This is a genomic window from Sphingobacterium sp. InxBP1 (assembly GCF_026191775.1).
In the GTDB taxonomy this organism is placed as follows: domain Bacteria; phylum Bacteroidota; class Bacteroidia; order Sphingobacteriales; family Sphingobacteriaceae; genus Sphingobacterium; species Sphingobacterium thalpophilum.
Genome location: NZ_JAINDX010000046.1, coordinates 270935 through 297496 on the forward strand (window position 1 = coordinate 270935; position 26562 = coordinate 297496).

The window sequence follows — 26562 nt, forward strand, 5'->3', positions numbered from 1 at the left end:
TTATTGTTTATAAAAAATCCACGTTTCATCTTTGCCCGTTCCTGGAATGCCTTCCTGATAACTGCCCATGAGCCGATTCCATTCCACCACTTTCGGGTTATCCTTGGTCGTCAGCTGATCAATCCTCTTAAAATCCTGTCCTTTTGGAAATGAGATATAGAGCATCAGCTGTCGGCCGTTTCGATAGACGAGTACTTCATCGAAGCCTGCGCGACAAAATCCCGAAGCGACTTCAGGCCATTTTTTAAATTGTTCTTTATGCGCCCGATAGTAAGCTTCCTGTTTATTCCGATCATCCAGTAGCTGTGCCGTTAGTAGGACAAAATCGGTCTCCTTGGGCTTCTCTCCCCCAAAGTCGCTACGATCGAAGGTATAGAACAGATCGTTGAATAGCTTATATGCTATTGCGGGATAGCTGGCGACCCACGCACTCGCGAGTTTCTTACCCATCTCATCACTCGTCATCAATACGGTATAGTGCTTCCAATGAAAAATCTGGCTGGTATCCGCGTCCTGTCTGACAAAAAAGTTTTTGATTGCTGCTGCGGATAATTGCTGCTGCGGGTCGTAGATCTGAAAAAAGACCGGTTTTGTAAAAGGGACGTATGTATTGATCTCCGTGGCAGCCGCTATTGGCCTCTTTGCACTCAACAGGTCAGCATACGTCTCCTGAATACCCGCTTGTTTAACCACTTTAGGATCTACGTCGGGTCCGTTATTGGTCCATTCCACACTTGGCCCATTCGCGTTCTTAAGAATCTTATTGGAAGGGAACCAGTTGTTGCTCACGTTCATGTAAGCAGATCCTTCATCGGTATACAGGTAAAACCAATGATCCGGAATATGTGCATAGGGTGACCGATAAATACTGTCAATCACATTATATTGAATTTTTGTTCCGGGTTGGGCCGAAAGCGTATAAATCCCAGCCACATCATACATGTATCTGCCATAACGCGTTATTCTGTTGTAAAGCACCCGATTATTGCGCATACTATTAACCGTCGGTGTCCAGCCCCAGCCCAAGCTGATGCCTGTATAAGGCAGGTCCAGCAGTTCATTGTGCTCGATAGACACATTACGGACAAAACCAGCCCCAATACCTACGGTGCCCCAGTCCTCATTGCCGATATCCTGTACCAGATTATTTTGGACTACCAGACCATCCGTTAATATACGTTGATCGCTTGGCTGGAAAGGTAAATGAGCTTCCACCTGTTCATCCGAAAACTGCCCCAGCAATATACCGGAACCGCCGATATCCTGAAATAAGTTGGCGATTAAGGTATCTTGCAAATTAGCCTCTCTATAGTCAATTCCTGTGGCTGCCAAGTGGGAAAAGCGGCAGGCCGAAATTTTAGTATGGGCTGTATGGCTCAAGACAACAGCTGCCTCCGGCCGGCCTAGCCAAGCTTGATTTTCTAGCCCCGTTTTATCTGCAGTGCCGGGCGGCGTCAGTTTATATGCATCCAAAAAATACATCCCTGCCTGTAGCGCAACATGACCGTAATCATGTGGTCTCAACCAAGAGCTATGCTGAAATTGTAGGCCTTCTATATATACATGGCGTACAGGCGACTCCAAAGTGCCTTGCATCCGCAGGATCGTTTCAAGATAAGGCACGACGACATTTAGCTGATTCAGCTGTTCATCAGGCCTTTTATAATAATAGACTTTATGCTGATCTTCATCCAGAAACCACTCCCCGGGCTGATCCAAAAATTCGAGGGCATTGACAAGGCGAAAGGCCGAGTTGCCGTGCTCTTTGGATAGCCAGGGCTTAGGCCATGGGTGTTCGTTCTGTATTTTTCCTTCGGGTTCATGGAAGAGAAGGGTAATACTATCTTTTGTAACGACCGCTTCACGGATCCGTAGCTGAGCTATGGCCCACCATTGGTGGATAAAAAACTCCATACCAGCTTTGTATGTAAATTTTGGAAATACATTGGGGACGATAGCCGCCTGCCTGCTAAAATCCCAATTGATGATTCGGGGTAAATGGGCATCGTCATGGCTCTCTGCGCGAATTGCTTTCCGTGAACCCACCCATAATTGCCGAAAAGGAAAATACTTTCCGCCGACCCGGGGGGCCTCAGCCACCATAACATGCTTGGCAATGGCAGCGTCCAATCTCTTTTCGCCTTTCAGCGGTCGCCAAGCAGCAATGGTAACGCCGCCCGAAAAGATCGCTTGCTGACCCAGAGCTTTGATCCATGTTGGACTTTCGGCAGTCCCGCTGTCTTCAGGGCGAATCAAAATCGTCTGTGTGGGGACGTACACACCGTCTCCGACCCAGATCGTAATCCCTTTTTGCATCCGCGGATCCTGAATACGTCGCCATTCCCGTGCCTGTCGCAATGCATCTTCCAGCGTCAAAAATGGCGCTCCAGCACTGCCATCCCGTTGCGCCTTGTTGCTCTGCTTACCGACGTATATTTCACCTGTCTGTGCGAATGTGCAGAGCGACAAAAAACTGAAGAACCATACAAAAACCGTCTTTTTAATAGCCATTGTTCTGAAGAAATTCATTAGGGTTACTAACTGCATCCATCTGTCCTTGGGGGATAGGTCTAAGGCCATGTACGCCATCTTTAAAAAATTGTCCAACATCCGGATTGGTGTTCATCAAATAAGATCTATTCAATTTACCCATCCGTTTCAGGTCATACCAACGCGTATATTCCCCGCATAGCTCACGAGCGCGCTCATCGAGTATAAATTGGGCGGAAAGGTCCGAAGCAATAACTCGCGGGGCACCTACCCGATCACGTAAGACATTTATGTAATTGGCTGCTATAGCATTCGCACCGTTCAAGTGGAACGACGCTTCAGCGGCAATGAGGTAAAGCTCTCCCAAGCGCATGACCGTTGCATAGGCATCACTCGTAAAATTGTTGGCCTTTGGACTGATCAACGAGCCTGAATTAAATTTCACCAAGGACGGATAAAAGCTAATGAATGGATTGTCCACCTGCCCCGGTAGCTGGTTTGTCCGGTTGTATTTCATCTTCACTTTTTGATCAGCTCCATATACATCTTCCAAATCAAGCCAAAGATATTTTTGTTGGAATTGTGTCTTTTTCTCCTCTTCATACCCAACCTCACCTTGCCGGGCGATTTTTATGGCGACTGCACCTTTAGATAGATGCGTACCTGTAGTCACGGCGTCCTCTTCGCGGTCAAACTGAACAATAGCATCCCTACTCCAGCTGTAATCAACATTCGAAAGCCACTGTGTCTGAAATGAAATAGCATATCGTGGATCGAGGGTATTGTCCTTGTTTTTAAAGACGTCAAGCAGATATTTGGTCGGCATAAATGTTCCTCCCGACCAACGTCCTATTTCCGTCTGAAAACCGGCCAACTGTATTGCTCCGAAAGCTGTTGGCGTGCAGTAAAAGCGTTTAAAATCATTGTTATGATCGTATACATTAGTTGAGCCATATTCTTGAGAATACGGGATTTGATAAAGTGCCTCAGCATTCTTTTTGTTGTTAGCCGCATTGAAATTGTCGATAAAGGCGGAGTAAAGACGCGTATTATAACGCGCCTGATTCTCGATCACTTGTTTTGCTGCCTGCAGGGCCTCCTCCATATATTGGTTGGTATTATACTCTTTTGTCTGCAGACAGGCTTTAGCCAGTAGCCCCAATGCTGCTTTCTGGCTTGGTCTGCCCGCTTCCGTAGGCCCCAGAGGCAAGTGCTCGGCGGCAAACCTGAGGTCCGGCAGAATACATTTCTCATAAATTTCCAACACTGGGGTGCGCACGGCAGCAGTATTCGCAGCGGAGGTCTCTGTGAGGTTGAGCGGACAGGGGCCAAACTGTTCAACCAAATGGAAATAATACAAGGCCCTCAAGAAATGGGCTTCTGAAACTTTCGCAAGTTTCTCCTCCTCGCTTGAAAAATCCTTTACCTGATCAGCACGTCCGATGACGATATTGCAGTAATTGATGGCATCATAGGCTCCATTCCAGTAATCCTTGGCCATATCAATGGACATAGATCCACCAGAAGCATATTTCAAATAGTTTTGATTATTATTCGAATTGAGGTCGGCAGTCCACAAGTCTGTCCCCCCCTCGGTGACGAGCAGGAAGTTCCGACCGTAAAAATAACGCGGCAAATCGAAATAACAGCTATTGACCAGCTTGTCGAAACCAGCCTTGTTTTCCGCTACTTTATCGACGGTGACACCCGAAGGATTGTATTCTTCTAAAGAACAGGAGCTCAAAAACAGCCCAGTACAGAAAAGAATCTTAAAATAGTTTATCTTCATAAATAACTTCATTAAAAGGTCACATTAAGTCCTATTACAAATTGCTTGGTCAACGGAAAGTTATCCGATCCATTGGATTCAGGATCCTGATACTTTAACAGCTTGCTTTTCGTAAAGATGAATGGATTGTTGGCCGTGGCATAAAAACGGAAACGCTCCATGGAAAGACGCTTGATGAAGTTCTTTGGCAAGCTGTAGCCCAAGGTAATATTCCGTATTTTAAAATAGGACCCATCCACATATTTCAATGCGTCAAATCCAATATAGCCACTTGTCGATGAGTGCAAACCTGGTCGAGGTAGATAAGCCCCGGGGTTTTCAGGCGTCCAGTAGTCGATGTCGTCCGGGCTATTTCCAACTCCGGTCGTCGGATCGTACCGGGTAATCAAATTGCTAGATAGCATCTGCCCCCACCTGGCTGTCAAAAATACGGACAGATCCCAGTTTTGGTATTTAAAGTTATTCTGGAATCCCCCCGTCCATTTCGGAACGGCCGAACCAAGAATTCTTTTGTCATTCGCTCCATACGCGTGCGTACCATCTTCGCTTACGGTACCATCGGTGGCCAATTTGATATCGCCAGGTTTCGAATTGAATAATGTGGCCTGCTCAGCTTCATTTTCCTGCCAGATGCCGAGATACTGGTAATCATAAAAGGTCCTGATCGGATGATTTAGAAAAAGACCACTGGAAATCAGGTCCTTCCCACCGGGTAATGAGGTCACGCGTTCTTTATTGGTTGAAAAAGTCAATGTTGAATGCCAGCTAAAGTTATCGCCCTGAATGTTCTTGGTATTTAGAGCCAATTCAAAGCCTCTATTATTGGTCGCCCCGATATTTTGCCACATCTTAAATGGTGCCCCCCAGGATCCACCCAACGATGCTGGCATATCCCGCAAAAAGAGCAGGTCTTTGGTTTCGGTATGATACCAGTCTATGGTCAGGTTGGCCCTGCGGTTTAAAAACTCGGCATCCAGACCAATATTGGTACTATACGATTTTTCCCAGCCCAGATCTTTGTTGGCCAATTGCTGATTTAAAATAAAAGCAGGCCCCGGCGTACTTTCACCAAAGCCCACAGGCTTAGGGGCATTAAATCCGCCAGCTTGTGTACCGTAGGCCCCAACACCCCCTGAATTGCCCGTAATACCATAACCTGCCCGTAGTTTCAATTCCGATACCTTATTTTTTAAAGAAGCGAAAAACTGTTCATCGCTTAGGCGCCACGCAAAAGCGCCCGCAGGGAATACATCCCACTTATTCCCTTCTGAAAGTCTGGAAACGCCATCCCAGCGACTCGAGAGCGATAGCAAATACCGTCCTTGATAGTTATAGTTAACACGTCCCACATAAGACATGGACTGCGACCCGATGTATGACGAACGGATAACTGAAGTCGTTGCAGCACTCAGATTATGGAAAGAATATGAATCCAAATCAAAGCCAGACCCACCGGCATAGGCCTGCTCTGCCTGATTTTTCGACCAGGAGGTCACACCAGTCACCGCAAAATGATGATCTTCATGCAAACTGAATTCGTAATTCAGAATATTTTCCCAACGATAGTTGTAATTTCTGTCATTGATAATCACTGCGGCCGGTAACTTGAAACCTGCCTCCGGATTGGCGATGGATTGTGTACCAAAATAGCGGCCAGTACGTTGTGACATCATAGTGGCCCCGAAGATGGAACGAAAAGACAGCCCTTTAACAGGGGTAAAATCGATGTAGGCGTTACCGGCAAAATAGTTATTCAGTATATTATTTTTATATTGATCTTTGATCTGATCCGACAATGGATTGGTGACGCCATCCACCGGAATATGGTTGATATTGCCATTCGCATCGAAGGCATCACCTAAGGGCAAAAAGGTCAGGCTATTACCGAATATATTTTGAGCGGCCTGGTTATTATCCTTATACGTATATTGCAGATTGGTCCCCACTTTAAATAGTGCTGAAAGCCTGTGGTCTATATTCGCCCTCACCGCATACTTTTTGCTGTTATCGTTCTTGATCAGGCCTTCTTCATCATTGTAGTTGAGCGACAGGAAAGCTCTTGTTTTTTCATTACCGCCATTGACCGAAAAGCTATAATTCTGTTGTATCCCATCTTTCAGGACCAAGTCCACCCAGTCTACCCATTTACCGCTTTCAAAAGCTGCTAACTGTGCGGGATTCTTAAAAATATTATTTGCGAACTCGGGATAGTTGCCATGCTCTCCGCGATAGGCCTCCCTTTTCAATTTCATATACTCCTCACCGACCAGGCCATGTGGATATTTGGGAAAACCATTATAGCCAAAGTAAGCGTCAAAATTCACAATGGCCTTACCGCCCTTGCCTTGTTTGGTCGTAATGATGATTACACCGTTGGACCCAGCAGACCCATAAATTGCTGTGGATGAAGCATCTTTCAGAATGTCTATGGATTCAATATCACTGGGATTTAAGCTGGTAAAATCTCCAGGAATACCATCGATAATATAAAGCGGGTTATTGTCGCCATTGATGGACCGATTACCGCGCAAACTCGCACTTACGTTAGCTCCTGCCCGTCCAGACGATTTAGTTATATCCAGGCCCGAAACTTTTCCTTGTAGGGCGTCCATGACATTGGCTGTTGGTGTCATCATAATCTCGTCTGATTTCACCGAAGCCACTGCTCCTGTAAGATCCCGTCGCTTGGCAGTACCATAACCGATCACTACAACCTCCTCCAGTGCCTGATCGTCTTTTTTTAAGGCGATATTGACGTTGGCGCCAGCGTTTACTGCCAGGACCGTTTCTGAAAAGCCTAGTGAAGTGACTTTGATAGTACCAAGCTCGCTCGTCATACGCAATGTAAATTCTCCTTTCACATTGGAGGAGGTGGACAACGATGAATTAACCAGCGAAACTGTGGCACCAACAACAGGGTTTCCCTGTTCATCTATTATCTTACCTTTTAGTTCTTTTATCTGGTCTACCGTAATAGCTTGAAGAGCGGCGGCATTTATTGTAGCATTGGAAATCAACGGGCTTCCGAGTGCAAAGCTACTGCAAAAGAGTATTAACATCGGATATTTTACAACGGGAGTCGCGACTCCTAAAGTCATTTTTCCGATATTAACCTGGTTCATGTTCATATTGAATATTAGATTTATTGAGTAATGTGGTTGTTTTTTGAATTAGATGGTCCTTCCAGAACTTGAAGGACCAATGGTTAGATGGTTATCGTTTGCTCCCCCAAAGCCGAACGGATAATGACCGTGCAAGGTGCACTGTCTGTTTTTTGAATAATGCCTAAAGCCTTTCCCTTGAATGTTTTCCTTTTGGGATGATGTAAACCCCGTAAATCTGCCTGAAAACCATTGTCCGTTCCGAGCACTTTCCCATTTCCCTTGACAATAAACTCAATTTCTTGGTCATTGCGCAACACGTGCTGTCCCATCTTGTCAACCAGAGTCGCTGTCACGAAGTAAAGATCACGGGATTCTCCAGTAGCATATTTTTCATGTTCCAACACAATCTCTACCCGATGGGCATCAGTTGCCGTTCGGACGGTTGCTTCTTGTACAATATGGCCATTTCGTCTTTTTACTGCTTTCAGCTCACCTTTTTGAAACGGTACTTTCCAGGCAGCATGCAACTGGTCCGCTGTTTTCATTGAAGTCCCCAGGCTTTTTCCGTTGAGAAAAAGCTCTACATCGTCTGCCCGATTATAGTAGGCCCATACATCCACCGTATCTCCTTCTTTCCAGTTCCAGTGCGGCAAAAGATGGAGCACATCTTTGTCGGTCCATTCTGACTGATACATATAGTAGACATCTTTTGGAATACCGGCGAGATCCACAATGCCGTAATAGGAACTCCGTGCAGGATAGGGATAGGGCACCGGTTCCCCCAGATAATCAAATCCGGTCCAGACAAAAGTTCCGGCCAAGAAAGGACGGTTCTTGACCGCAAGCCAGGCCTTTTCATGGCTGGTACCCCAATAGGCAGCCACGTTATCGTATGCGGATACCGTAAAATCTGGGTTGCCATGGACAACATATTTGTCTTTGGAAGAGGCTGGCCAGAACTGGATCGTGTCCTGCAACTTGTCATAGACAGCTCGAGTCTGCAAGGCCGATACAGTCTCCGAAGCTAACAAAGGCTTATCTTTAAATTCTACTGGTAGTTTGTCGTAATCTTCATGCTTATAATTGAAGCCCAACACATCCAAAGCCTGGGCCTGAGCAATAAAATTCTTCGCATAATTATTTTCTGTCAGGGCCGCAGTGACGGGCCTTGTAGGATCCAGGAACCTGACCAATCTAGCCATCTCCTGCGTAAGGGCTATGCCTGTAGAATCAAATTGCTCCCTGATCTCATTTCCGATACTCCACAGAATTACTGAAGTATGATTGCGATCCCTGCGTACAAAAGCCTCTAAATCGCTCAGATGTGCCGTTGGAAAGTCAATGTGGTAGTCAAACTTATTTTTTCGTTTTTTCCACATATCAAAAGCTTCATTATATACCAGTATCCCCATTTCGTCACAGAGATCAAGCAGCTCCTCCGCCGGCGGATTGTGTGCCGTGCGAATGGCATTGGCGCCCATTTCCTTCATCATCAGGAGTTGTCGCTTTGCTGCTGATTTATTGAATGCGGCTCCCAGGGCCCCCAGATCGTGGTGCATACACACGCCCAGGATTTTTAATGGTTTTCCGTTGAGATAAAAACCCATTTTTGCATCAAACCGGAACGTCCGAAAGCCGATTTTCTTCTCAATATGATCATCCACCGTATTATTTCTGTTCAAAAGAGCCAATTGAACACGATATAAATTAGGCGCCTCGGGACTCCAGTGCATCAGCTTGTCCACCGACACTGTTTCATCGATGTTTCCGTCCTGTGCTGTTCCTGTTTTTTTTAGGAGGAGATTTCCGTGTGGATCCCAAACGGTTAGCTGATATTTTTTAGCATAGGAACTTCCTTTAGCAGCCGGTATGCTGGCCAATTTGGATTGCACCTTTAATGCCCCAAGTGTACCGCGAACTTCCGGTGTACTGATAAATGTCTCGCTCTCATTCAGGTATACCGGACTTGTTTTGATCAGATATACATCACGGTAAATGCCCGAGCCCGTATACCACCTGGAGTTGGGCTGCTTACTGTTATCCACACGGACAGCAATTCGATTGTTTTGATTTCCATATTTCAGGTGGGGAGTCAGATCTACTGTAAATGACAGATAGCCATTGGGTATTTTCCCCAAATAAACTCCGTTGATCCAAAGTTCGGCATAGCGATAGATTCCGCCGAAGTGTAGCTGAATGCACTTTCCTTTATCGCTTGTCGGCAATTGAAATTCCCTACTATACCAGCCGATCCCCCCGGGTAATGCGCCACCGGCGTTTCCAGCAGGATACGCTGCACCAAAATCAGCTTTAATACTCCAATCGTGGGGTAATTCGACAAGCTCCCAGTCTTGCGCATCTTTATCATTCAGTCGATATTCCAACTGGTCGTGTAATGTAAAATGCCAATTCTCGTTAAAACGGACTTTGGTACGTCCCTGTCCAAAGCCAAGGTGCAGCTGCAGCAAAAAAAGAACGGAAACAAAATAATGTAAATTCATGACTTATGTTTTAATAGCTTAAAAATGTACAGTACTCCGCCCCAGATCTCGGGAGGTTGCTAAAGCGATACCGCGATTGCCCTTGCTATCCACTGCACAATAAAAATGATAAACAACACCCTGCGCTTTGAGCACAAACGACTTATGCGCATATTGCTGATCAAAATCTTTACTGGATTCAATCAGATTATCTCCTTCCCAGTCGGTCCAGTGGATCAAATCTTTAGACGCGGCGAAGCGGTTGAACGCGCCTTTACGGTCTTTCCAGAATGCACCAAAATAGAACATCACCCATGTATTGTTGATACGCTGAATCATCGGGTCGCCAGTGATGCCCACCGGATGATGCACAACAGGATCCACCTTGAATCGCTTCCAGTTCTTCATATCATCTGATACCGCCATACCGATCCGCTCGTACCACCGTGTAGGCTTATTGTTCGCTAAAGAATCGCCCACGGCATTGTAATACATTACAAAACGATGTCCCGTGTTTTTATCGCTGTCCTCAATGACATAACTTTTGAATAACTTGTTCCTGTTTTCCCACCAGGAGGCGTCGGAATCCCTGCTACTCAAAACAGGTGCCGGTAGGCGTCGCCACAGGACAGGCTGGACCGGCTTTTCACTGGTATAGGCCATTCCGATGGCCAAAGGTTCTGGTTCATAGCCCGCTGTCGAACCACCGAAATAAGACATCCAGTATTTTCCAGCATATTTTTTGAGCCTATATTTGCCACCCCATTCTGTATCAACAAGTGCATTATAGCCCGCCCGCTGTCTCGCATCCCAGCTGCCATCCTTGCCTGTCGCCATTTGCTTACCTAGGATTTTCCAATTTAATAAATCTGTACTTTGTGCCAACCAGGTCTCATAGCCGTTTCCATCGAAAACAATATAGGTCATATACCAATACTTCCCTTCTTTGTATAAGGTTGGACAGTCCATCAACTCACCGCTGTTTTGCGGAACCAATACCAACCCATACTTATAAGGAGTCTTTACTTCTTCATAAATTCTTTTCATTTCCTCGTCAGAGACAGTCGATGTCTGTCCCCTTGCTATCCAGCAGAGCAACGTTAAGGATAGCAATAGCATCATTCTTTTCATCGGTATATTCTTATCGTTCTATTATTCAATTTTTTGAGCTGGCACATAGTCTTTGATTACATACAGTTGATTTTATCGGTTAAATCTATCTCCCCATCATTTTAATGACCGTATATTTACCAGAGCCAAATTTCATTTCTATCTGATGATCATTCTGGGCGGAAGCGTGGCCATCCACAGGTTTTCCATTTACCAAATACGCTCCTTGAGGTAGCACCAGCGTACAACTACTGTTGACAGGTACCTCCAGTTGATAGTTATCCTTGGTTCCTATACGCTTAAAATAGATCTGACCATATGGGCTTCTGAAACTTACCGCGCAGTCCTTCACGGCATCCAGCATTTGGGGCTCGATCCGAAAATTTTTAAAGGCTATAGACCCTGATTCTTGTCGTATACCACCAAGCCCCGTATGAAACCATTCCATCAGGTGCCCTAGCATGAAATGATTGTTTGATACGTTGGGAAGAGCAGCCCAGGATTCTGTCAGCGCTGTTGCCCCTTTCCGGATCTGGTATCCATATCCCGGTCTGTCATCGCGATGATGCATAGCAAAAATCAGATCATTGCGTTTTTTTGTCTGCAACACCTGCAGAAGGTAACGATGACCAATATCTCCGGATGTCAATGCGGTATCGTTCTGGCAGACTGTTGCAACCAACCTCTCAAAGACAGCCTGCTCTTCCGCTTTAGGCACAAGACCTACATACAGCGGCATGGCCAACGCCGTCTGGCTTCCTGAACCATAGCTATGTTCCTGTGGACGATAAAACCGCTGATTAAACGCCTTATATACCGCAGCCTGTAGCGCCTCAAATTTCGCAGCATCCGCTTTCTTACCCAGTAAGGTAGCGATCTCAACCATCAGTTTCAGATCGTAAAAATAAATGGCTGTTGCGGTAATTCCGGGTGTTGTCAACTGCGAAACTCCAGGCCGCTCGGGGCCTAAATCATACCAGTCACCTAAACCCTGCGTTAAAATATAATCTTTCGCTTTTGTTCCCAGATACTCGATATACCTGGTCATCATATCGTAATTATCGCGGAGAAAAGCGCTGTTTCCGTACCAACGGTAGGCGTACAAAGCCAGGATAATGGAACTGCTTCCCCATTCTGGAGAATCGCGGAACATATCGCCTCCCCAATCAAACTGGACATACTCCGGCGCTATTTCTGGCACAAGCCCCGTTGCCGTCTGCGACAGGCGCATATCGCGTAACGACTTGGCAAACAAACGTTCCACATCATAATTATACTGTACCGAAGGCCCCATTAAATGAAGCTGTTCGAGCCAGCCCAGTTTTTCACGATGCGGGCAGTCGGTAAATACACTGACCATATTGCTGTTGATCGCCCACTTTATCAGTTGATGAATCTGATTAAATAAGCTGTCTGAAGAATGGAAACTTCCTACAGCCTCAGCCCCGTTCCGGATATGTAAGGCTTTAATTTCTTTTAATCGGACAGATCTACCCCGTTGAGGCCGCAGAACAACTTCAGCAAAACGGAATCCATAATAGGTAAATCGGGGCTGCCATTCCGCAGTACCGTCTTTTTCAAGAACATACTGATAGTAGTATGGGCTTCCTGTAGCCTTCTGATTGGCCGCACTATCTGCGGTGAGCAGCTCTGCAGGATAAATGCGTACTGTATCTCCGCGGTTACCTTCCAATTTTATGGAAACAATCCCCGAGGCGTTCTGTCCAAAATCATACACGGTATTCCCATTCTTTCGGTTCTTAAAAGACCGAATCGGTGAAAACTCCTGCATGACACGCAGCGGCTCGGCTTCTTGCCCTACCAGAGTTGGCCCGTCCACTTCTAGGGCTGATGACCAGGTTTGATCATCAAATTCTACGTCAGACCAGTTGGAAGCTAGCACATGTCCATCATAATCTTCGCCCCCATACATGCTGGAAAAGGTAATGGGTGAACGATGTACTTTCCAGCTCCGGTCTGTTACCACGACCTCCTCACTACCATCGGCATAATGATTGATCAATTTCATTTTAACCTTAGGAAGTCCAAAAGCAACCTTATGCTTCTGATATCGCCCCTTGACCGGAGGAATATAATAAAAGCCATTTCCCAGTAGAATCCCGATGCTGTTTTCCCCTGGATGAAGCAGGTTCGTGACATCCAGCGCAACATATAAAGCCTCCTTATCGTATTTGCTCCATCCGGGCTGTAAAAAGGTATCTTCAGCCTTCTTCCCATTTAACAATAACTCATAATGCCCAAGACCCGAAATAAAAGCGGTCGATCGCAGCAGCTTTCTCTTTATCTTAAATGTCTTACGAAAGACAGGAAGATCAAACGCCTGATTCACCCTAAATTTACTGGAACTGAGCGGCAAAGGATTTACCATCGCTTTTGGCAGGGTATCCTTGGCAATCCATTGGCCTACTCCCCAATCTTCCGGCTGCAACAGTCCAACTAAAAACAAGCCTTTTTCACTTTGGGCATGATTCCCCAAATTATCCTTGGCTTCTATCCAATACCGATAATAATGACCCGCGTGCAAAGCTTTTCCAGTATAGGCGATATATAAGGACTGGTCTGTATTTTGCCAGCCTGAATCCCAGACAAGCCATGGCTTGTCCTGCATAATATCCTCTACCCGAATCCGGTAAGCCGTTTGGAACACATTGTTCTGGCTACTCTTTAATCGCCAGCTAAACTGCGGTTTGTTTGTATGAATTCCTAAAGGATTCACCCGTCCATTGACGAGAACGCGGTCAAATGACAACTGCGCCAGAGCGGGGCCGCTGGCAAAAACAATTAGCAGCAAGATAGACCAGAAATGGACTATGCCTATCCAATACTTCAATCTATCGTCATTCGTCTGTACTTCTCCCATTATGACCTGTATCTTCTTAATTAATGATTACTTCTGTTTATATCCGTAACTCTATTTTACCTTTTCGTTGCGATCGTCCTGTCCATTTAATCCTTTAGTGGATAGATAGACCTTCTTCATTTTAAATCCCTGTAAAGCTGTACTATCTACCCGTACATCCGCACAAATAAAACGGCTGTCCTGAATGCGGATGTCTTTTGCATCCTTTGCCCTCAGGAAGCGGCTTCCCCGAGCGTCAATCCCCGTCAGCTCAACCCCGGTCAACGGTGATTCGGGTATACCTTCAATATTGATGCAATCAGAAGCTCCCTCAATCGCAATCCGTTCCATTTTGATTTTTGAGAACCGTGGTGTCAACGGATTGACTGCTACTTTAAATTTCCGGTCAGCTTCTTTCCCCACATGTTGGGCTTGCCCCAGCATATCCCAGCGCAGGGCCGAAAAATTAACATTCATCCGAATATTAGAAAAGAGCATATCATGCCCCCCGCCACCTCGTGGACGCCGTGTTTTAAAACGGATTCCGACATCTGTACCCGCGAAGATGCAATCGTGCACATATATCTGCTGTATCAGCCCCGCTGTTTCGCTACCTATGGTCAGCCCACCATGCCCCGTTTTTGTCAGGCAATGCCGGACGACAACATGTTTGGTAGGCCGGTTGACCCGCAGTCCATCATAGCCTCTACCCGCCTTTAAGGCAATACAGTCATCTCCCGTTTCCAGGGTGCAGTATTCAACCAATACCCGTTGTGACGATTCGATGTCTATCCCATCGCCACGGGGGATTCCCTTAGACTCGACATGTACTCCCCGGATGACTACATTTTCACAGTAAGTTGGTACGATATTCCAAAATGCTGAGCGCCTAAGGTTCAGGCCTTCAATAAAGACGTTTTTGCAATTAATAGGTGCAATCAAGGCAGGAGGAAATATAAAATCTGTCGTTTTGCCGTCATAAATCCGCTTTTCGACCGGCACATCCGCCGCAACGACCTTTTCAATCACGTCATGTGTCATCGTTTTTTTGCGGATACTTCCCTCGGCCGGGCCGAGAAGTGTTCCTTTACCCGTAATTGCAATATTGGTAGCGCCATTAGCGTAGATACAGGCGCCGAGGGAATAAAGTTCCACGCCTTCACTCCTTGTGAATACGACAGGCAAAAAGTCCCGAATATCACTTTTAAATTCAACAGTCGCCCCTTCCTCCAAATGCAATTCGGTGTTGGACTGCAAAGAAAGTCGTCCTGTTTTATAATGTCCTTTTCTAATCACCAGTCTGCCGCCCCCAGCTTTTCCGAGGGAATCCAGACTTTTTTGCAAGTCTGTCTTGTTGTCGATAACAGTGATGGTCCGTGCAGGGAAAACTGGTCGTTGAAAATCAGCCTTAAAATATGGGGAATACACCGGTGCGATGGTTTCAGGCATATACTTCATCCCCACCATATCCAGCGTTGGAAGCGCTGATAGTGCAGTCTGACGTTGCATATTACAGGAACTGAGCAGTCCGGTCATTCCGATGAATAGCGCTATGATTGTCCGGAAAAATGTCATTGAAATACCTCCTTCACGAATTTGGTATTCGTCCTATAGTTCATCTTAACGTCACGAATATATTCCGGACGACGGGATCGTTCTATAATTAGCCATCCCCTCCAGCCCATTTGGTCCAGACAGCGTTTTACAGCATATAAGTCCAAACGTTTATTTTCCTGTAACCAGAGACCATCCTCATCTGTACAATGGATTTGCGCAATATAATCTTTGCCTAATGTTTCCAGCTCCTGAATCAGATTCCGTCCATTCTTTAGGGCGTTGGAAAAATTGAAACTGCTTTTTATAGAGGGCTGTCCGATTTCTTGTAGAAATCTCTTTTCCTCGCTTGCTGACAAAGCAGTTTCTATCGCTACCGTTACTTTATATTGTTGGGCAAGCTGTCCGATGACCTTCAGACGTTCGACAAGAGCCGGCCACAACGCTGGATACTTCTCGAGGTCACATTGTATACCAAGTGGAAGGAAAGCAATGCCTACCTTTAATTTTTTCATTGTTTCAAAACAGTCCTGAACGGGTAGTAGGTAATTTTCCCGACCGGCCAATGACTGCGCATAAAAACCTGTCATCGCCAGACTACAAATCGACAATTTTGTCTCAGAAAGAGCCGCGAGATAGGATGAAAGAAACTGGCCATCCACAAACTTATTATCGAAGGTGGGCCTATTCCCCAAACCGCCCATGTCTACTTCCAGTCCATCCGCACCTATTTCCCCAGCCAGAGCAACTGCGCTCAGCTTCTGCCGTTTCAGCAACATCAAGTCAATAACAGCGACCCGGTATCGCTGATTATTGCTCCTGTCTAATGCAAAACTTGGCAATAGGAACAAGCTACTCAAAGCCAAGGAGTCAAGGATAAATTTTTTGCGGTCCATCATAGCTCAATTTGATAAGTGTTTAATAGCTTTCTAAGCTCATCAATACCACGAACGGCAGTTGTTGGAAGTTTTTCACCTTTTGCACCAAAGCTGTAAAGCAGATGTTCAGACTCAATCTGTATATCCTTCTCTGCGATCACATCTGCTAACTGGGCTGCGTTGAGCTGAAAATGTTCAATGATAAATTGATATAATGCCTGCCTTTTATTGACTCCAAAATCGTGACCTTCCTGTGGAAAATGTACATGCTTAACCATTGTGGGTTTGCCATAGTATGCGTATATTTTTTGCAAGTATGGAAAATCATGCCGGCCCGTTTCCTGTGTCCAGTCCTGACCATCAGAGATAATTAGCAGAGGCTGGGGAGCTGCAATAGCTGCGAGTTCAACGTTGTTGGTTCCGCCGCCGACAAAGTGTATTGGCAGTCCGCTCTCACAGGGACATCCTCCGAAAAAATACGAAGACATCGACACCACTGGCGCAACCAATGTGATACGGTCATCCAATGCAGACATCAGAATACTGTGACTTCCACCACCGGACCCCCCACTTATACCAATACGTGACCGGTCTACCCCCGGCAAGCCCATGACGTAATCCAAGATCCGTTCGGCACCCCAGGTCTGCATCAACATAGCAATACTGCTGCGATGATCCTGGGAAGAAAATTGCAACAAAGACTCTCCCCAGGCAAACAGATCGTAGCTTACAGCCATACAGCCCATCCGTGCCAAAGTAATAAACCGCTTCTGCGCATCGGGGCGATACCGATGCCCGGCCCAATGACCATCTGGTGAAAGAACAACGGGAATTTTTCCGTTCTGCTTGCGTGGCGCATAAATACTACCATTGACATAGACTCCGGGGATAATTTCCAGGGAAAAGTTCTGAATTTGATAATCCTTATACCGGCGAGCCGGCTGCAATTGGATTGCTGGCACTTTAATCTGCTGTAGTCTATCCCAGTACATAGCTTTTCGGATGCCTTCTCTAAGCTCCGCCTTCCGTCTTTCCCAGCTGGCTTGGTCATTATACTTTTTAGCAAGCATATCCAAAAAATCCCACCCCTCTTGTGGTTTCCAGCGATGGTATTCATAAACTTTCAGCTTAAATATTCCCGGCTTGTCCTGCTGGAGTTTTAGTCCCAGGGGATAAAGCAGGTTGACTTCGGTTGCCGCCAGGTCTGCTCTGATTTTCCAGGGGGCAAAGTCCACCCAACGGTCTTTCACTAGATCTGAGCTATATTTAATATCGATTTGAAAGCGTTCTTCCAGGGAAATAAGTACCCTTTCCAGAGGTTGTCTGAAATTATTTTCATAATCTAAAGGTGCTTGCTGTCCCTTACTAAAGGAGCAGGCCAGCATGAGGAATAGCCCATAGATTATACTAATCTTCTTCTTTAACATATTTAGTCGCATCTGGTTTTTCATACCCTTTTCGTTGCGGCCATTGGCCGTTCTGGATAGCTGTTGTTTTTACTTTTTTCGGATCGACGACAACATGTTTCATCTTTTTCCGCCGCCAGGTGTAACCAAAATGGAGCATGCCGTCCTTGGTTTGGATGACAGCGGGGTAAGAATACTGGCTGATCGGCGAATCTTCCAAGATAAGCGCTGCTGACCAATTTTTACCATCTTTGGAAAAGGAGACATGAAGTGGCGTACGCGCACCCTTTGCCAAATTGCCTTCCGGAAGAACATGGTTGTATACTAGTACATGCGTACCGTCTTTTAATGTAAGGGCATCGGTGCCCGAATTATTATTGGGCAAGTCTGTTTTTTCCAGGGCTGTCCAATGTTCACCCCAATCGGAGGACCATGCAGTGGCTATGGCCCGGTTACGTGTACGAGCCAAAAGCTGCAGTTTGCCGTTGCCATGATCTAAGATGCTCGGTTGTATGGCATCTAAATTATCCACACCTCGTGGCACTGGACCGATCTTTCGCCAGGTTTTACCAAAATCAGTACTGACTTCAAAATGGATATTCCAGCCATTGCCTTCGGTACTGGAAGGTGAGATCAGGCTGCCATTTTGCAACAGGATAGGTTTGTTCTTCACCGGACCAACAAATCCTTCGGGCAAACGCTCGGCAGCAGACCAGCTTTTCCCACCATCTGCAGAGCGCTTGATCATACCCCACCATTCAGATGGCTTTGGTCCAACCTTATAAAACAACAACAGATCTCCATTAGGCACCTGATAGAGCACAGGGTTCCAGGTAGGCAAACGTTTTCCGTCCGGTTGGATGCCGTTGGCTACCGATTCAGGTGCCGTCCATTGCCCCCCTTCGTTGCGGCAGACATAAATTTCCACATCGGGATGCCGCTCTTTTGTTCCGCCAAAGAATGCATATACCAAGCCCCGGTCCGTCTCAGCCATGGTTGCCGAATGGCAAGACGGAAAAGGGGCCTTCTCATAAATAAACTCATCTATTTTAATGCCCTTCTGCCAGACCTTCAAGGTCGGATTCTGCCCATAAGCCCTCCACGAGCAAAAAAGCAGTATTAATGTCAATAGTTTTATCGTCGTTTTCATTGCCTTTATATGAATTGTATGGCGACAAGCTTTGTTCCCTTGGCCGTGTCCGGTTTCTTTCTTATTTGGATTTATTTTCTTTTTCAGCTTTTACTTTCGTTACATAATCTTTAAACAGCTGCCGCCAGTTTCTGCCGTTTGCATTTAAATAAGCTTCGCACTTGTTTTTATAGATCTCGAATATTGCCGAAATCTGCTTCATGCTCTTGTAATCAATCGCCTTTTCGCGTGCTTCCTCCAAATGCTTACGAATGGTCTGCTCCTCCGCAACAGTCAGATCAGCCACAATCGCCCGATACCCTTTTAATGTAAAATCCACTTTACCTATGGTATATCGATCCAATATTTGGGCCACCTGCTTATCATCCAGTTCCTTTCGCAATCCGTTCATCAGATTTTGATGGATCGAATCTGGCTGAGCCGAGTCAGCAATAATCGAACGATCCAGTTCAGTGAGTTTATTACCGGTATATGGGTTAATACCAGCCGGAACCGTACTCGCCGGATGATTGTTATGCCAATCTTTCACCGCGACAAGATGATAAAAAATATAGTCAGCCACACGTTGCTCTTTTTGGCTGTTACCTAGCTTAAGCTCCGCAGCCCATTGCATGGCCTTATCTCGTTCGTTGGTATTTGACTGTGCGGCCACATGCTCTGATAGCAATAAGTAGCCGGAAAGCATGCAGCAGAATACGTAAATTGCAGCGATTCTCATAGTGCTATAAGTTGATTTTAAAATAATAGGTTCCTGATCCTACTGTTACTTTGCTCCCCGTTGTCAGGGTCTCCGATTTCTGTATATCTTTACTTGCCTCTAAGGGAATCCCGCCCTCAAAACTACCTGACAGATCTTTGGCGGGGAAATATAATTCAGCTGTCGTGTTGGCTGGGATCGAAACCTTCCATTGTAATACATCCCCATGTTTGGTCCAGCTCGATTCTATCGGGCCGAAAGCACCGATGTAACTCGCATTTACCGCTGTTGCGCCAGACAGAAACTGCGGCTGCATACGGACTTTTTGAAAGGCATTTGCCTCAGATTTGATACCTGCCAAGTCCTCATATAGCCATACCAATAAATCACCCAGCATCATTACGTGATTCTGGGAATTCATTTTGGGATGTGCAGTATTCCCGTTCCACAGCTCCCAAATTGTTGTTGCACCATTTTCGACCATATACCCCCACGAAGGATACGTCTTGTTCGTCGCGATTCGATAGGCCAGATCTGCCCGCCCCATCGTCGTCAGCGTACGCATGATCCATTGGGTGCCAATAACCCCCGTACTTAAATGACCCGCATTTTCTGTTTCTATGATCGTCAGAATCCGCTGCTTTAAGGTTTCTTTATGCTGATTCTCCACTAACCCGAATTGCATAGCTAAAATATTGTCTGTTAACGTATTGTTACCATAGAAGCCGGAAACATGATAGAAAGCGCTATTGAAACTCTTGCGCAAAGCGACCGCCCGGTTCAAAAAATCCGATTGATCGGCCTCTTTTCCCAGCACATCACTAAATCCTGCCATGACCTGCAATAGGTGATAATAGTACGCCGTAGAAATCAAGGCACTGGGATATTTCTTGTCGGCGATTTTTCCCCGTCCTGCTTCGATGCTGGCCGGTGGAAAGCACCAGTCACCATAACTATCCTTTGTGATGATCCCAATATCATTGCTATAGCGCGATTGCATGTAATCCATCCACTTTTTCATGGCCGGATAATGTTTTTCAAGTATCCTAAAGTCGCCCGTTTGCTGATAGAGCATGCCAGAGATTAGGATATAGGTACCCGGCCAACTGATATTGTCGCTATAATATTTCCAGAAAGCAGGCGCCACATCTGGGATGGCACCATCTTCTTTCTGTGATAACCGGATGTCATCGAGCCATTTACGGTAAAAATTCGCATTATCAAAAAGAAAATTTTCGCCATACGCGCTGACGGGCCTGTCACCGAGCCAAGGCTGGCGCTCATTACGTTGCGGGCAGTCAATGGGTATTCCTTTATAATTAGAGGCGATACCCCACCAGGCGTTTTGATAAATCTGGTTTAAAAGTGCACTGGACGAGGTAAAAGTCCCCACATCGGTCAGGTCATCGTAAACGAGCCGGCCAATGAAGTTCTCCAGGTTAGGCTTTCCGGGATAACCGATTACCTCCACAAAGCGGAACCCATGGTAGGTAAACCTAGGCTCCCATTCTTCCATCGTGCCCCCCTTCAATACATATTGATCTGCGGCTTTGGCGTCGCGCAAGTTTGTGGTAAACAGTTCGCCAGTCGCTGTCAATGATTCAGCAAAGCGAAGCCCGATTACCGTTCCTCGTTTTCCATGGACTTTGAGCTTCATCCAGCCCGAAAAGTTCTGACCAAAGTCGATGATATAACTTCCCCCGGGGCGTTCGACAATAGAAACAGGGCGGATATCCCGCATCACCTTCATCAAGCCGCCGATCTGCGCTTCATAATTACCTCCCGGTTCCTGGACATAGTCCGCTTGCAGCCATTTACTGTCATCGAATCCGACGTTTGACCATCCAACAAGTTCTTTCCGTGCATCATAGCTCTCTCCATCGTACTCATTATTTGACAAAATAGGGCCTTCCGTAGTCCCCTTCCAGGAATTATCAGTTTTGATAATTTCGGAAGTTCCGTCGTCGTAAGTAATCAAAATCTGCATCAGCAACTTAGGGAAACCAAAGGTTTTGATCTTATAAGGCTTAGCTTGGCGCATGGCGTAAAAACGCCCGTTCCCCAAGACAACGCCGACAGTATGCTGTCGGGTCTGTGAAAGGGCTTCGGTCACATCCAGAACGTTGTATTTTATATTTTTACTGTAATCTGTCGGTACCGGCGCCAACACTTGATTACCGATCTTCTCACCATTGATATATAGCTCGTATAGACCTAAGCCCATGATATAGGCAGTCGCAGCTTTTACTTTCCCCTTGGTGTTAAATTCTTTTCTAAAATAGCGTGCAGCCAATTTCCCTCCGGGCTCGCTATCAGAAGGGAAATAACGATCAAAACCTATCCAACGTCCTACCCAGTCCTTGTAATGCAATAACCCCATCGTCCAATAAACAGCTTCAGACCACTCCGTTTCCCCCTTGTTGGTATATACCCGCACCTTCCAAAAGACCTTATCAACACTCTGCAACATCTTCCCCCGATACATGATGTTGATGGAATTGCTGGAAATCTGTCGCCCCGAATCCCACAAATCACCGATATTTTGACGGAGTTTCTCTTCAGAAGAAGCGACTAGGATATGATAGGCCTCCTGTACCACAGCACGCTCATCTGCACGAAGCTTCCAGCTCAATGCAGGCATAGCCACGTCTATTCCCTGTGGATTTCGCAGCTGTTCTGTACGCAAATCGTACACAACGACCTTAGCCTGTGTAATTTGGCTGATGACCGTACATAGCATTACAATAATATACTGTAGTACTTTCCGTTTCATGTTTATCTTATTTCTTTACTTCTGATATCCACCGCTACTAATGGTGACATACCTATTTAAAATCAAAATACAGAACCAGATGCAACGCCCTTATAGGTTCTTTTTCAAAATCATAATATACGTGCTTCATGCCCATTGGGCCAGTGGTTTCCGGCTTCTGGGTTTTGGTACCAATAGCAGAGATACCATTCATGAACGAAATATCCCCTTTTGGAAAGATAGGGTCCATATTCTTCCACTCCGTATCTTGTTGCTCCTTTGGTGTATACAACCTTAAAAACACATCTTCACGATCAGTAAAAACCATAAAACTCTGCTCCTTGCCAATAAATTTTGTCCAGTACATATTGGCATGATACCCTTTGAACTCTGGATACTCAAACGGCGGCTCCCCAGTTGCTGTATTGTTATAGTCTTTCCTCCACACACCAAATTGGTTGCCCTTCATTCGATTTTTCCAGACTCGATAAGGTCCCATTCCCATATACTCAACCGCTTTAATTTCAGATTCTGGAAAGTCAAAGTTTACTCCAACAAAACGCGTAAAATAACTTTCAGGAAAATATTGCACATGCATCTTCAACTGTCCTGAAGGCAGTATCTCCCATCGCAGTGTGTTGTAACTTTCCTTTTTATCAAATGTAGACTGGATGACCACCTTTCCATCTTCGTGACTCAGTGTAAAGTTTTTGTAATTGTTGACCGCTTCCTGTAGCACTGGTCCGTTATGAAAGGGGATGATACCTTTCGCATTCTTTACCTGTTCCAATAACCCTGTTATCTTATTGATTTTATAGCTGATGCCATTGGCCTGTACCAGATAAGAGCTGGACTCTTCCTGTACCGAAATATTTTGTGGGCTCCCGGGAACGATCAGAGATGCTGCTATATCGGCCGGCATAGCGATGGGAAAACTCCAGGTGAAGAGCTCCTGCCCCCAAGGGTCCTTGACGGTAATGTATAGCACATCAAATTGCTCCCATCCTTTCGGAAGATCCATCTTCAATATGCCCTTCGCTCCGGGAGCAATATGAGGTGCAGCTATATTTCCTTTTGTGCTCGCTCCGACTTGCCGATAAGCACCCAATTTCTTGAATTCATAACTAAATGTGCATTGGCTGCTGTTGGTAAAGGAATATCGATTTTCTATATTAAATATTCCATCAAACTCTTTAGTAATCGCTCTTTTTTCAAAGAAAATCGGGCTCCAAACTTCTTTTATCGTAAAAAAGCTTCCCTCCTTCTCATGGTACGGCCCCACGATTCCGTCAGGACCGTGATTACCATCTGTATCGATACGATTGTTTTTATCCGTGCGTACGATACCTTGGTCCTGAAAATCCCATAAAAAGCCTCCCGCAGATAAAGGATTGGCCAACATCGCTTTCCAGTAATCCTCGATTCCAGCACCATGTCCGCCATCATACATGCCGTGGAGGAATTCCGTTGGCATGACGATATTATGGCCATGATCATAGCTTCCTATTCCGTAATTGTATTCGCGGTAATGGGTGGTTTCAAAACCACCGTATACAGCCCAGGGATAGATCAGTGGCCTTTTTTGAATATCTTGTTCTTGAAAGATGTGATCCAGCTCGGGATTGTGCCCCCCTTCGTTACCGTTTGCCCAAAAGATCACCGAAGGATTGTTTTCGGAAACAACCATCATCTCGCGTAGCAATTTAGAACCGGTAGGTGTATCATAATGGCCATGCCAGCCCCCCAATTCGTTCATTACATATAAGCCTAATGAATCGCAAACTGCAAGAAAATGATTGTCTGGTGGATAATGCGCCATCCGGACAGCATTCATGTTCATTTCTTTAATAAGTTTGACGTCAGCAATACTAATTTCTTTGCTTGTCGTCCTGCCTGACTGGGGATGAAACGAGTGCCGGTTAACACCTTTGAATTTTATCTTGACGCCATTAATATATACACCATCCCGCACTTTCACTTCGACTGTACGGAAACCAAACTTCTGTGTGAGCTGATGCTGCACCTTCCCATTTTTTAATAAAGTAATTTGCGCCTGATATAAATTGGGAAATTCAGCTGACCAGAGTTCCGGTTTCTCAAAACGTCCATTTAGCCAGATTTCAGGACCTGTTATGGTTGTTTTTAGTTCCTTGCCAAACCGATTACCCGCTGCATCAAAAAGCTGCACCGCAACTTCATTGGCTGTGCCTTCAGTCACAAGCTTAGCTTTAAAAGTTCCGTCTGCCCGGGCGTCCAACGAAACACGTTCGACATGGTTCTGGGGTAACGCCTCCAGATACACTGGACGGAATATCCCGCCGAAGATCCAGAAATCGCCTTCCCGCTCTGCCGCGTTAACAGACTTATTGGCCGAATGCTTCGCTACCTTTACCTCCAACAGATTGTCCTTTCCCGGTCTGATCAGCTTGCCGATGTCATATTTGAACACATAGAATGATCCCTGATGGATTTCCCCTGCAAGTTTACCATTGATTTTTACTTCTGCATCCGTCATCACGCCTTCGAAAACAAGTCTGACAAGTTTCGTATTCCACCTGTCAGGTACCCGAAAACGGTATTTATAAAGGCCGACTTCCTTGCCTTTGTTGATTTCTTTGTTGAAGCCATAGTTATATTTACCGAAGCCCTGTAGTTCCCAGTTGGAAGGTACAGGTATCTTATCCCAGACGCCGGCTTTCATACCCTCACTGACCTTAAAATCCCATAAAACACCATCATCCTTGCCTCTTCCAGAAAGATATTGGATTTCTGTCTGCTGAGCAGAAATCTGTAACGCTGTAAGCGTCAAAAAAAAGAAGGATAATACAGTTTTTACGTTTAATTTCATGATTAGCTTACTATTACAATTTTGTTGATTTCAATGGGCCATCTGTTCTGAACGGTGCAGCCGGCAAACCTGCAGCATTAACCAAATTAGGCTGGGCAGCTTCATCCCAAGCAAACCTAACTTGAACAATCCGCGGGAGCCCGGCATGTTGGAGTATAATCGTATCGTTAACGATCGTCGCCATTGCCGGGAAGAAGACCGCATCATCGCCCGCGACTTCAAATGAATTCAACGGCCTGCCGTCCAGACTTTTCAGCCCTTTTGCATGTTTGAATGTTAAATATGCTTTCTGCCCCTTTATCTTCACAGATTTTATTTCCGGACCATCGGCAATAATTTTTTTCTTGTATACGTATTTTAAAGCTTTAAGAGCGTGTCGTCTGCCGATCTCCCATTTGTAATTTGGATGCAGGTTGTCGATATCATCGACCAGATCCGTTGTGATGATACGGCCAGTAAAAGGCAACTGTAACACGAGGTCCTGCGCTTCGCGAAATTCCGGCAATACCGTTGTCGGCATACGAATTTGCCGCTTTTCGTCCAGTGAGTAGCGGAATGGCGCAATCTGGGTGAAATAAAATGGCATCTTAGGATCCTTCCAAAGGTTACGCCAGTTTTCAATCAGCGCTTTCATTTTGTAGCTGTAGGAAAGATTTTCCTGCATAAACACGTTGCTTTCTCCCTGATACCAGATAAAGCCCCTTAATGCATAAGGTGCTAAGGGTTCAATCATCAGGTGATAAAATTTTCCAGGATCGCCCGACGTAGGCTTCTCCTTTAAATACGGGGAGCTGTTCCAGTAGGCTTCCGCAAACCAAGGTTCTATACGGCTACCGCTCACGGCAGATGCAATAATGCCGACAGGAACTTTCAATTCCTCCTGTAATTTTTTTCCAAAGAAATAGGCTGGCGCCGAAAACTGTGCTAATGCAGAATCCTGTGCCAGTGCCCAACCTTCATATTTTCCACTGGGTTTTGACAGAAATTTTCTTCTGACCAAAAAGATCCGTAAGTCGGCATTTTTGGCTTCTTTCACCTCCTCCCGAGGAAAATAATTTCCCCTCAATGGCGGCTTTTCTTTTGCAATCTTACGCATCTGATATTCCATATTGGACTGACCCGAACACAGCCATACCTCTCCCACCACAACATCTTTAAGTTCAATAGTGGTGCTGCCGATGATAGTTAGTGTCTGCCCTACCGCATTGGCCTGCATCGGCTTTAGCACCACTTGCCAGTTTCCGTTTTTATCAGCTCGCGTATGTATACGTTGATTTTGAAAGTTCACCACGATGGATTCCCCGCCCGATGCTGTACCGAAAATGGGTACGTGACGATCGCGTTGCAACACCATATGATGAGCAAAAATATTGGGTAGCACAACCGCGGCTTCAAGCCGGGAAGCGAGCATAAACAACACGATGTATAGAATTACCTTATTCAT

General features: G+C 45.8%; 14 protein-coding genes. All 14 read right to left on the reverse strand.

Annotated elements, in window-relative coordinates; genetic code table 11:
- Complete coding sequence (locus K7A41_RS13590) at positions 1–2580, reverse strand: L-rhamnose mutarotase (protein WP_265714118.1); 2580 nt, start codon at positions 2578–2580, stop codon at positions 1–3.
- Positions 2501–4279 (reverse strand): RagB/SusD family nutrient uptake outer membrane protein, encoded by a 1779-nt coding sequence (locus K7A41_RS13595; RefSeq protein ID WP_265714119.1) that lies wholly within the window; start codon positions 4277–4279, stop codon positions 2501–2503. The genes K7A41_RS13590 and K7A41_RS13595 overlap by 80 nt, the downstream gene beginning before the upstream one ends.
- 11 nt (positions 4280–4290) lie before the next feature.
- Positions 4291–7401 carry a SusC/RagA family TonB-linked outer membrane protein gene (locus tag K7A41_RS13600; protein ID WP_265714120.1) on the reverse strand — a complete coding sequence of 1037 codons (3111 nt, stop codon included), beginning with the start codon at positions 7399–7401 and terminating at the stop codon, positions 4291–4293.
- A gap of 83 nt (positions 7402–7484) precedes the next feature.
- The gene (locus tag K7A41_RS13605; RefSeq protein WP_265714121.1) at positions 7485–9884 is read right to left on the reverse strand and encodes a glycoside hydrolase family 2 TIM barrel-domain containing protein; all 2400 of its coding nucleotides are present in this window, start codon (positions 9882–9884) and stop codon (positions 7485–7487) included.
- Between the two features lie 18 nt (positions 9885–9902).
- The gene (locus K7A41_RS13610) at positions 9903–10994 is read right to left on the reverse strand and encodes a glycosylase (protein ID WP_265714122.1); all 1092 of its coding nucleotides are present in this window, start codon (positions 10992–10994) and stop codon (positions 9903–9905) included.
- 85 nt (positions 10995–11079) lie between these two features.
- Positions 11080–13854: a family 78 glycoside hydrolase catalytic domain gene (locus K7A41_RS13615; protein WP_265714123.1), complete on the reverse strand. Its 2775-nt coding sequence runs from the start codon at positions 13852–13854 to the stop codon at positions 11080–11082.
- Between the two features lie 51 nt (positions 13855–13905).
- A complete protein-coding gene (locus K7A41_RS13620) occupies positions 13906–15408 on the reverse strand; it encodes a glycoside hydrolase family 28 protein (protein WP_265714124.1) in 1503 nt (500 codons plus the stop codon).
- Positions 15405–16286 carry a sugar phosphate isomerase/epimerase family protein gene (locus K7A41_RS13625; RefSeq protein ID WP_265714125.1) on the reverse strand — a complete coding sequence of 294 codons (882 nt, stop codon included), beginning with the start codon at positions 16284–16286 and terminating at the stop codon, positions 15405–15407. Before K7A41_RS13625 ends, K7A41_RS13620 begins: the two co-directional genes overlap by 4 nt.
- Positions 16283–17692, reverse strand: a complete 1410-nt coding sequence (locus K7A41_RS13630) for an acetylxylan esterase (RefSeq protein WP_265714126.1) — start codon at positions 17690–17692, stop codon at positions 16283–16285. The genes K7A41_RS13625 and K7A41_RS13630 overlap by 4 nt, the downstream gene beginning before the upstream one ends.
- On the reverse strand, positions 17673–18821 hold the full coding sequence (locus K7A41_RS13635) for a sialidase family protein (RefSeq protein ID WP_265714127.1): 1149 nt from the start codon (positions 18819–18821) through the stop codon (positions 17673–17675). The genes K7A41_RS13630 and K7A41_RS13635 overlap by 20 nt, the downstream gene beginning before the upstream one ends.
- Positions 18822–18882: 61 nt before the next feature.
- Entirely contained in the window at positions 18883–19539 is a 657-nt protein-coding gene (locus K7A41_RS13640; protein ID WP_265714128.1) for a DUF3826 domain-containing protein, read from the reverse strand.
- Between the two features lie 4 nt (positions 19540–19543).
- Positions 19544–22291 (reverse strand): alpha-L-rhamnosidase, encoded by a 2748-nt coding sequence (locus K7A41_RS13645; protein ID WP_265714129.1) that lies wholly within the window; start codon positions 22289–22291, stop codon positions 19544–19546.
- Between the two features lie 52 nt (positions 22292–22343).
- Complete coding sequence (locus K7A41_RS13650; RefSeq protein ID WP_265714130.1) at positions 22344–25118, reverse strand: glycoside hydrolase family 2 protein; 2775 nt, start codon at positions 25116–25118, stop codon at positions 22344–22346.
- A gap of 13 nt (positions 25119–25131) precedes the next feature.
- Entirely contained in the window at positions 25132–26562 is a 1431-nt protein-coding gene (locus K7A41_RS13655; protein ID WP_265714131.1) for a sialate O-acetylesterase, read from the reverse strand.

What these genes read in the sequence shown, in the direction of transcription:
- K7A41_RS13650 (WP_265714130.1), bottom strand. Translation starts at nt 25,118, where the DNA reads ATGAAATTAAACGTAAAAACTGTATTATCCTTCTTTTTTTTGACGCTT.
- K7A41_RS13595 (WP_265714119.1), bottom strand. Translation starts at nt 4,279, where the DNA reads ATGAAGATAAACTATTTTAAGATTCTTTTCTGTACTGGGCTGTTTTTG.
- K7A41_RS13610 (WP_265714122.1), bottom strand. Translation starts at nt 10,994, where the DNA reads ATGAAAAGAATGATGCTATTGCTATCCTTAACGTTGCTCTGCTGGATA.
- K7A41_RS13645 (WP_265714129.1), bottom strand. Translation starts at nt 22,291, where the DNA reads ATGAAACGGAAAGTACTACAGTATATTATTGTAATGCTATGTACGGTC.
- K7A41_RS13620 (WP_265714124.1), bottom strand. Translation starts at nt 15,408, where the DNA reads ATGACATTTTTCCGGACAATCATAGCGCTATTCATCGGAATGACCGGA.
- K7A41_RS13640 (WP_265714128.1), bottom strand. Translation starts at nt 19,539, where the DNA reads ATGAGAATCGCTGCAATTTACGTATTCTGCTGCATGCTTTCCGGCTAC.
- K7A41_RS13605 (WP_265714121.1), bottom strand. Translation starts at nt 9,884, where the DNA reads ATGAATTTACATTATTTTGTTTCCGTTCTTTTTTTGCTGCAGCTGCAC.
- K7A41_RS13635 (WP_265714127.1), bottom strand. Translation starts at nt 18,821, where the DNA reads ATGAAAACGACGATAAAACTATTGACATTAATACTGCTTTTTTGCTCG.
- K7A41_RS13655 (WP_265714131.1), bottom strand. Translation starts at nt 26,562, where the DNA reads ATGAATAAGGTAATTCTATACATCGTGTTGTTTATGCTCGCTTCCCGG.
- K7A41_RS13615 (WP_265714123.1), bottom strand. Translation starts at nt 13,854, where the DNA reads ATGGGAGAAGTACAGACGAATGACGATAGATTGAAGTATTGGATAGGC.
- K7A41_RS13590 (WP_265714118.1), bottom strand. Translation starts at nt 2,580, where the DNA reads ATGGCCTTAGACCTATCCCCCAAGGACAGATGGATGCAGTTAGTAACC.
- K7A41_RS13625 (WP_265714125.1), bottom strand. Translation starts at nt 16,286, where the DNA reads ATGATGGACCGCAAAAAATTTATCCTTGACTCCTTGGCTTTGAGTAGC.
- K7A41_RS13600 (WP_265714120.1), bottom strand. Translation starts at nt 7,401, where the DNA reads ATGAACCAGGTTAATATCGGAAAAATGACTTTAGGAGTCGCGACTCCC.
- K7A41_RS13630 (WP_265714126.1), bottom strand. Translation starts at nt 17,692, where the DNA reads ATGTTAAAGAAGAAGATTAGTATAATCTATGGGCTATTCCTCATGCTG.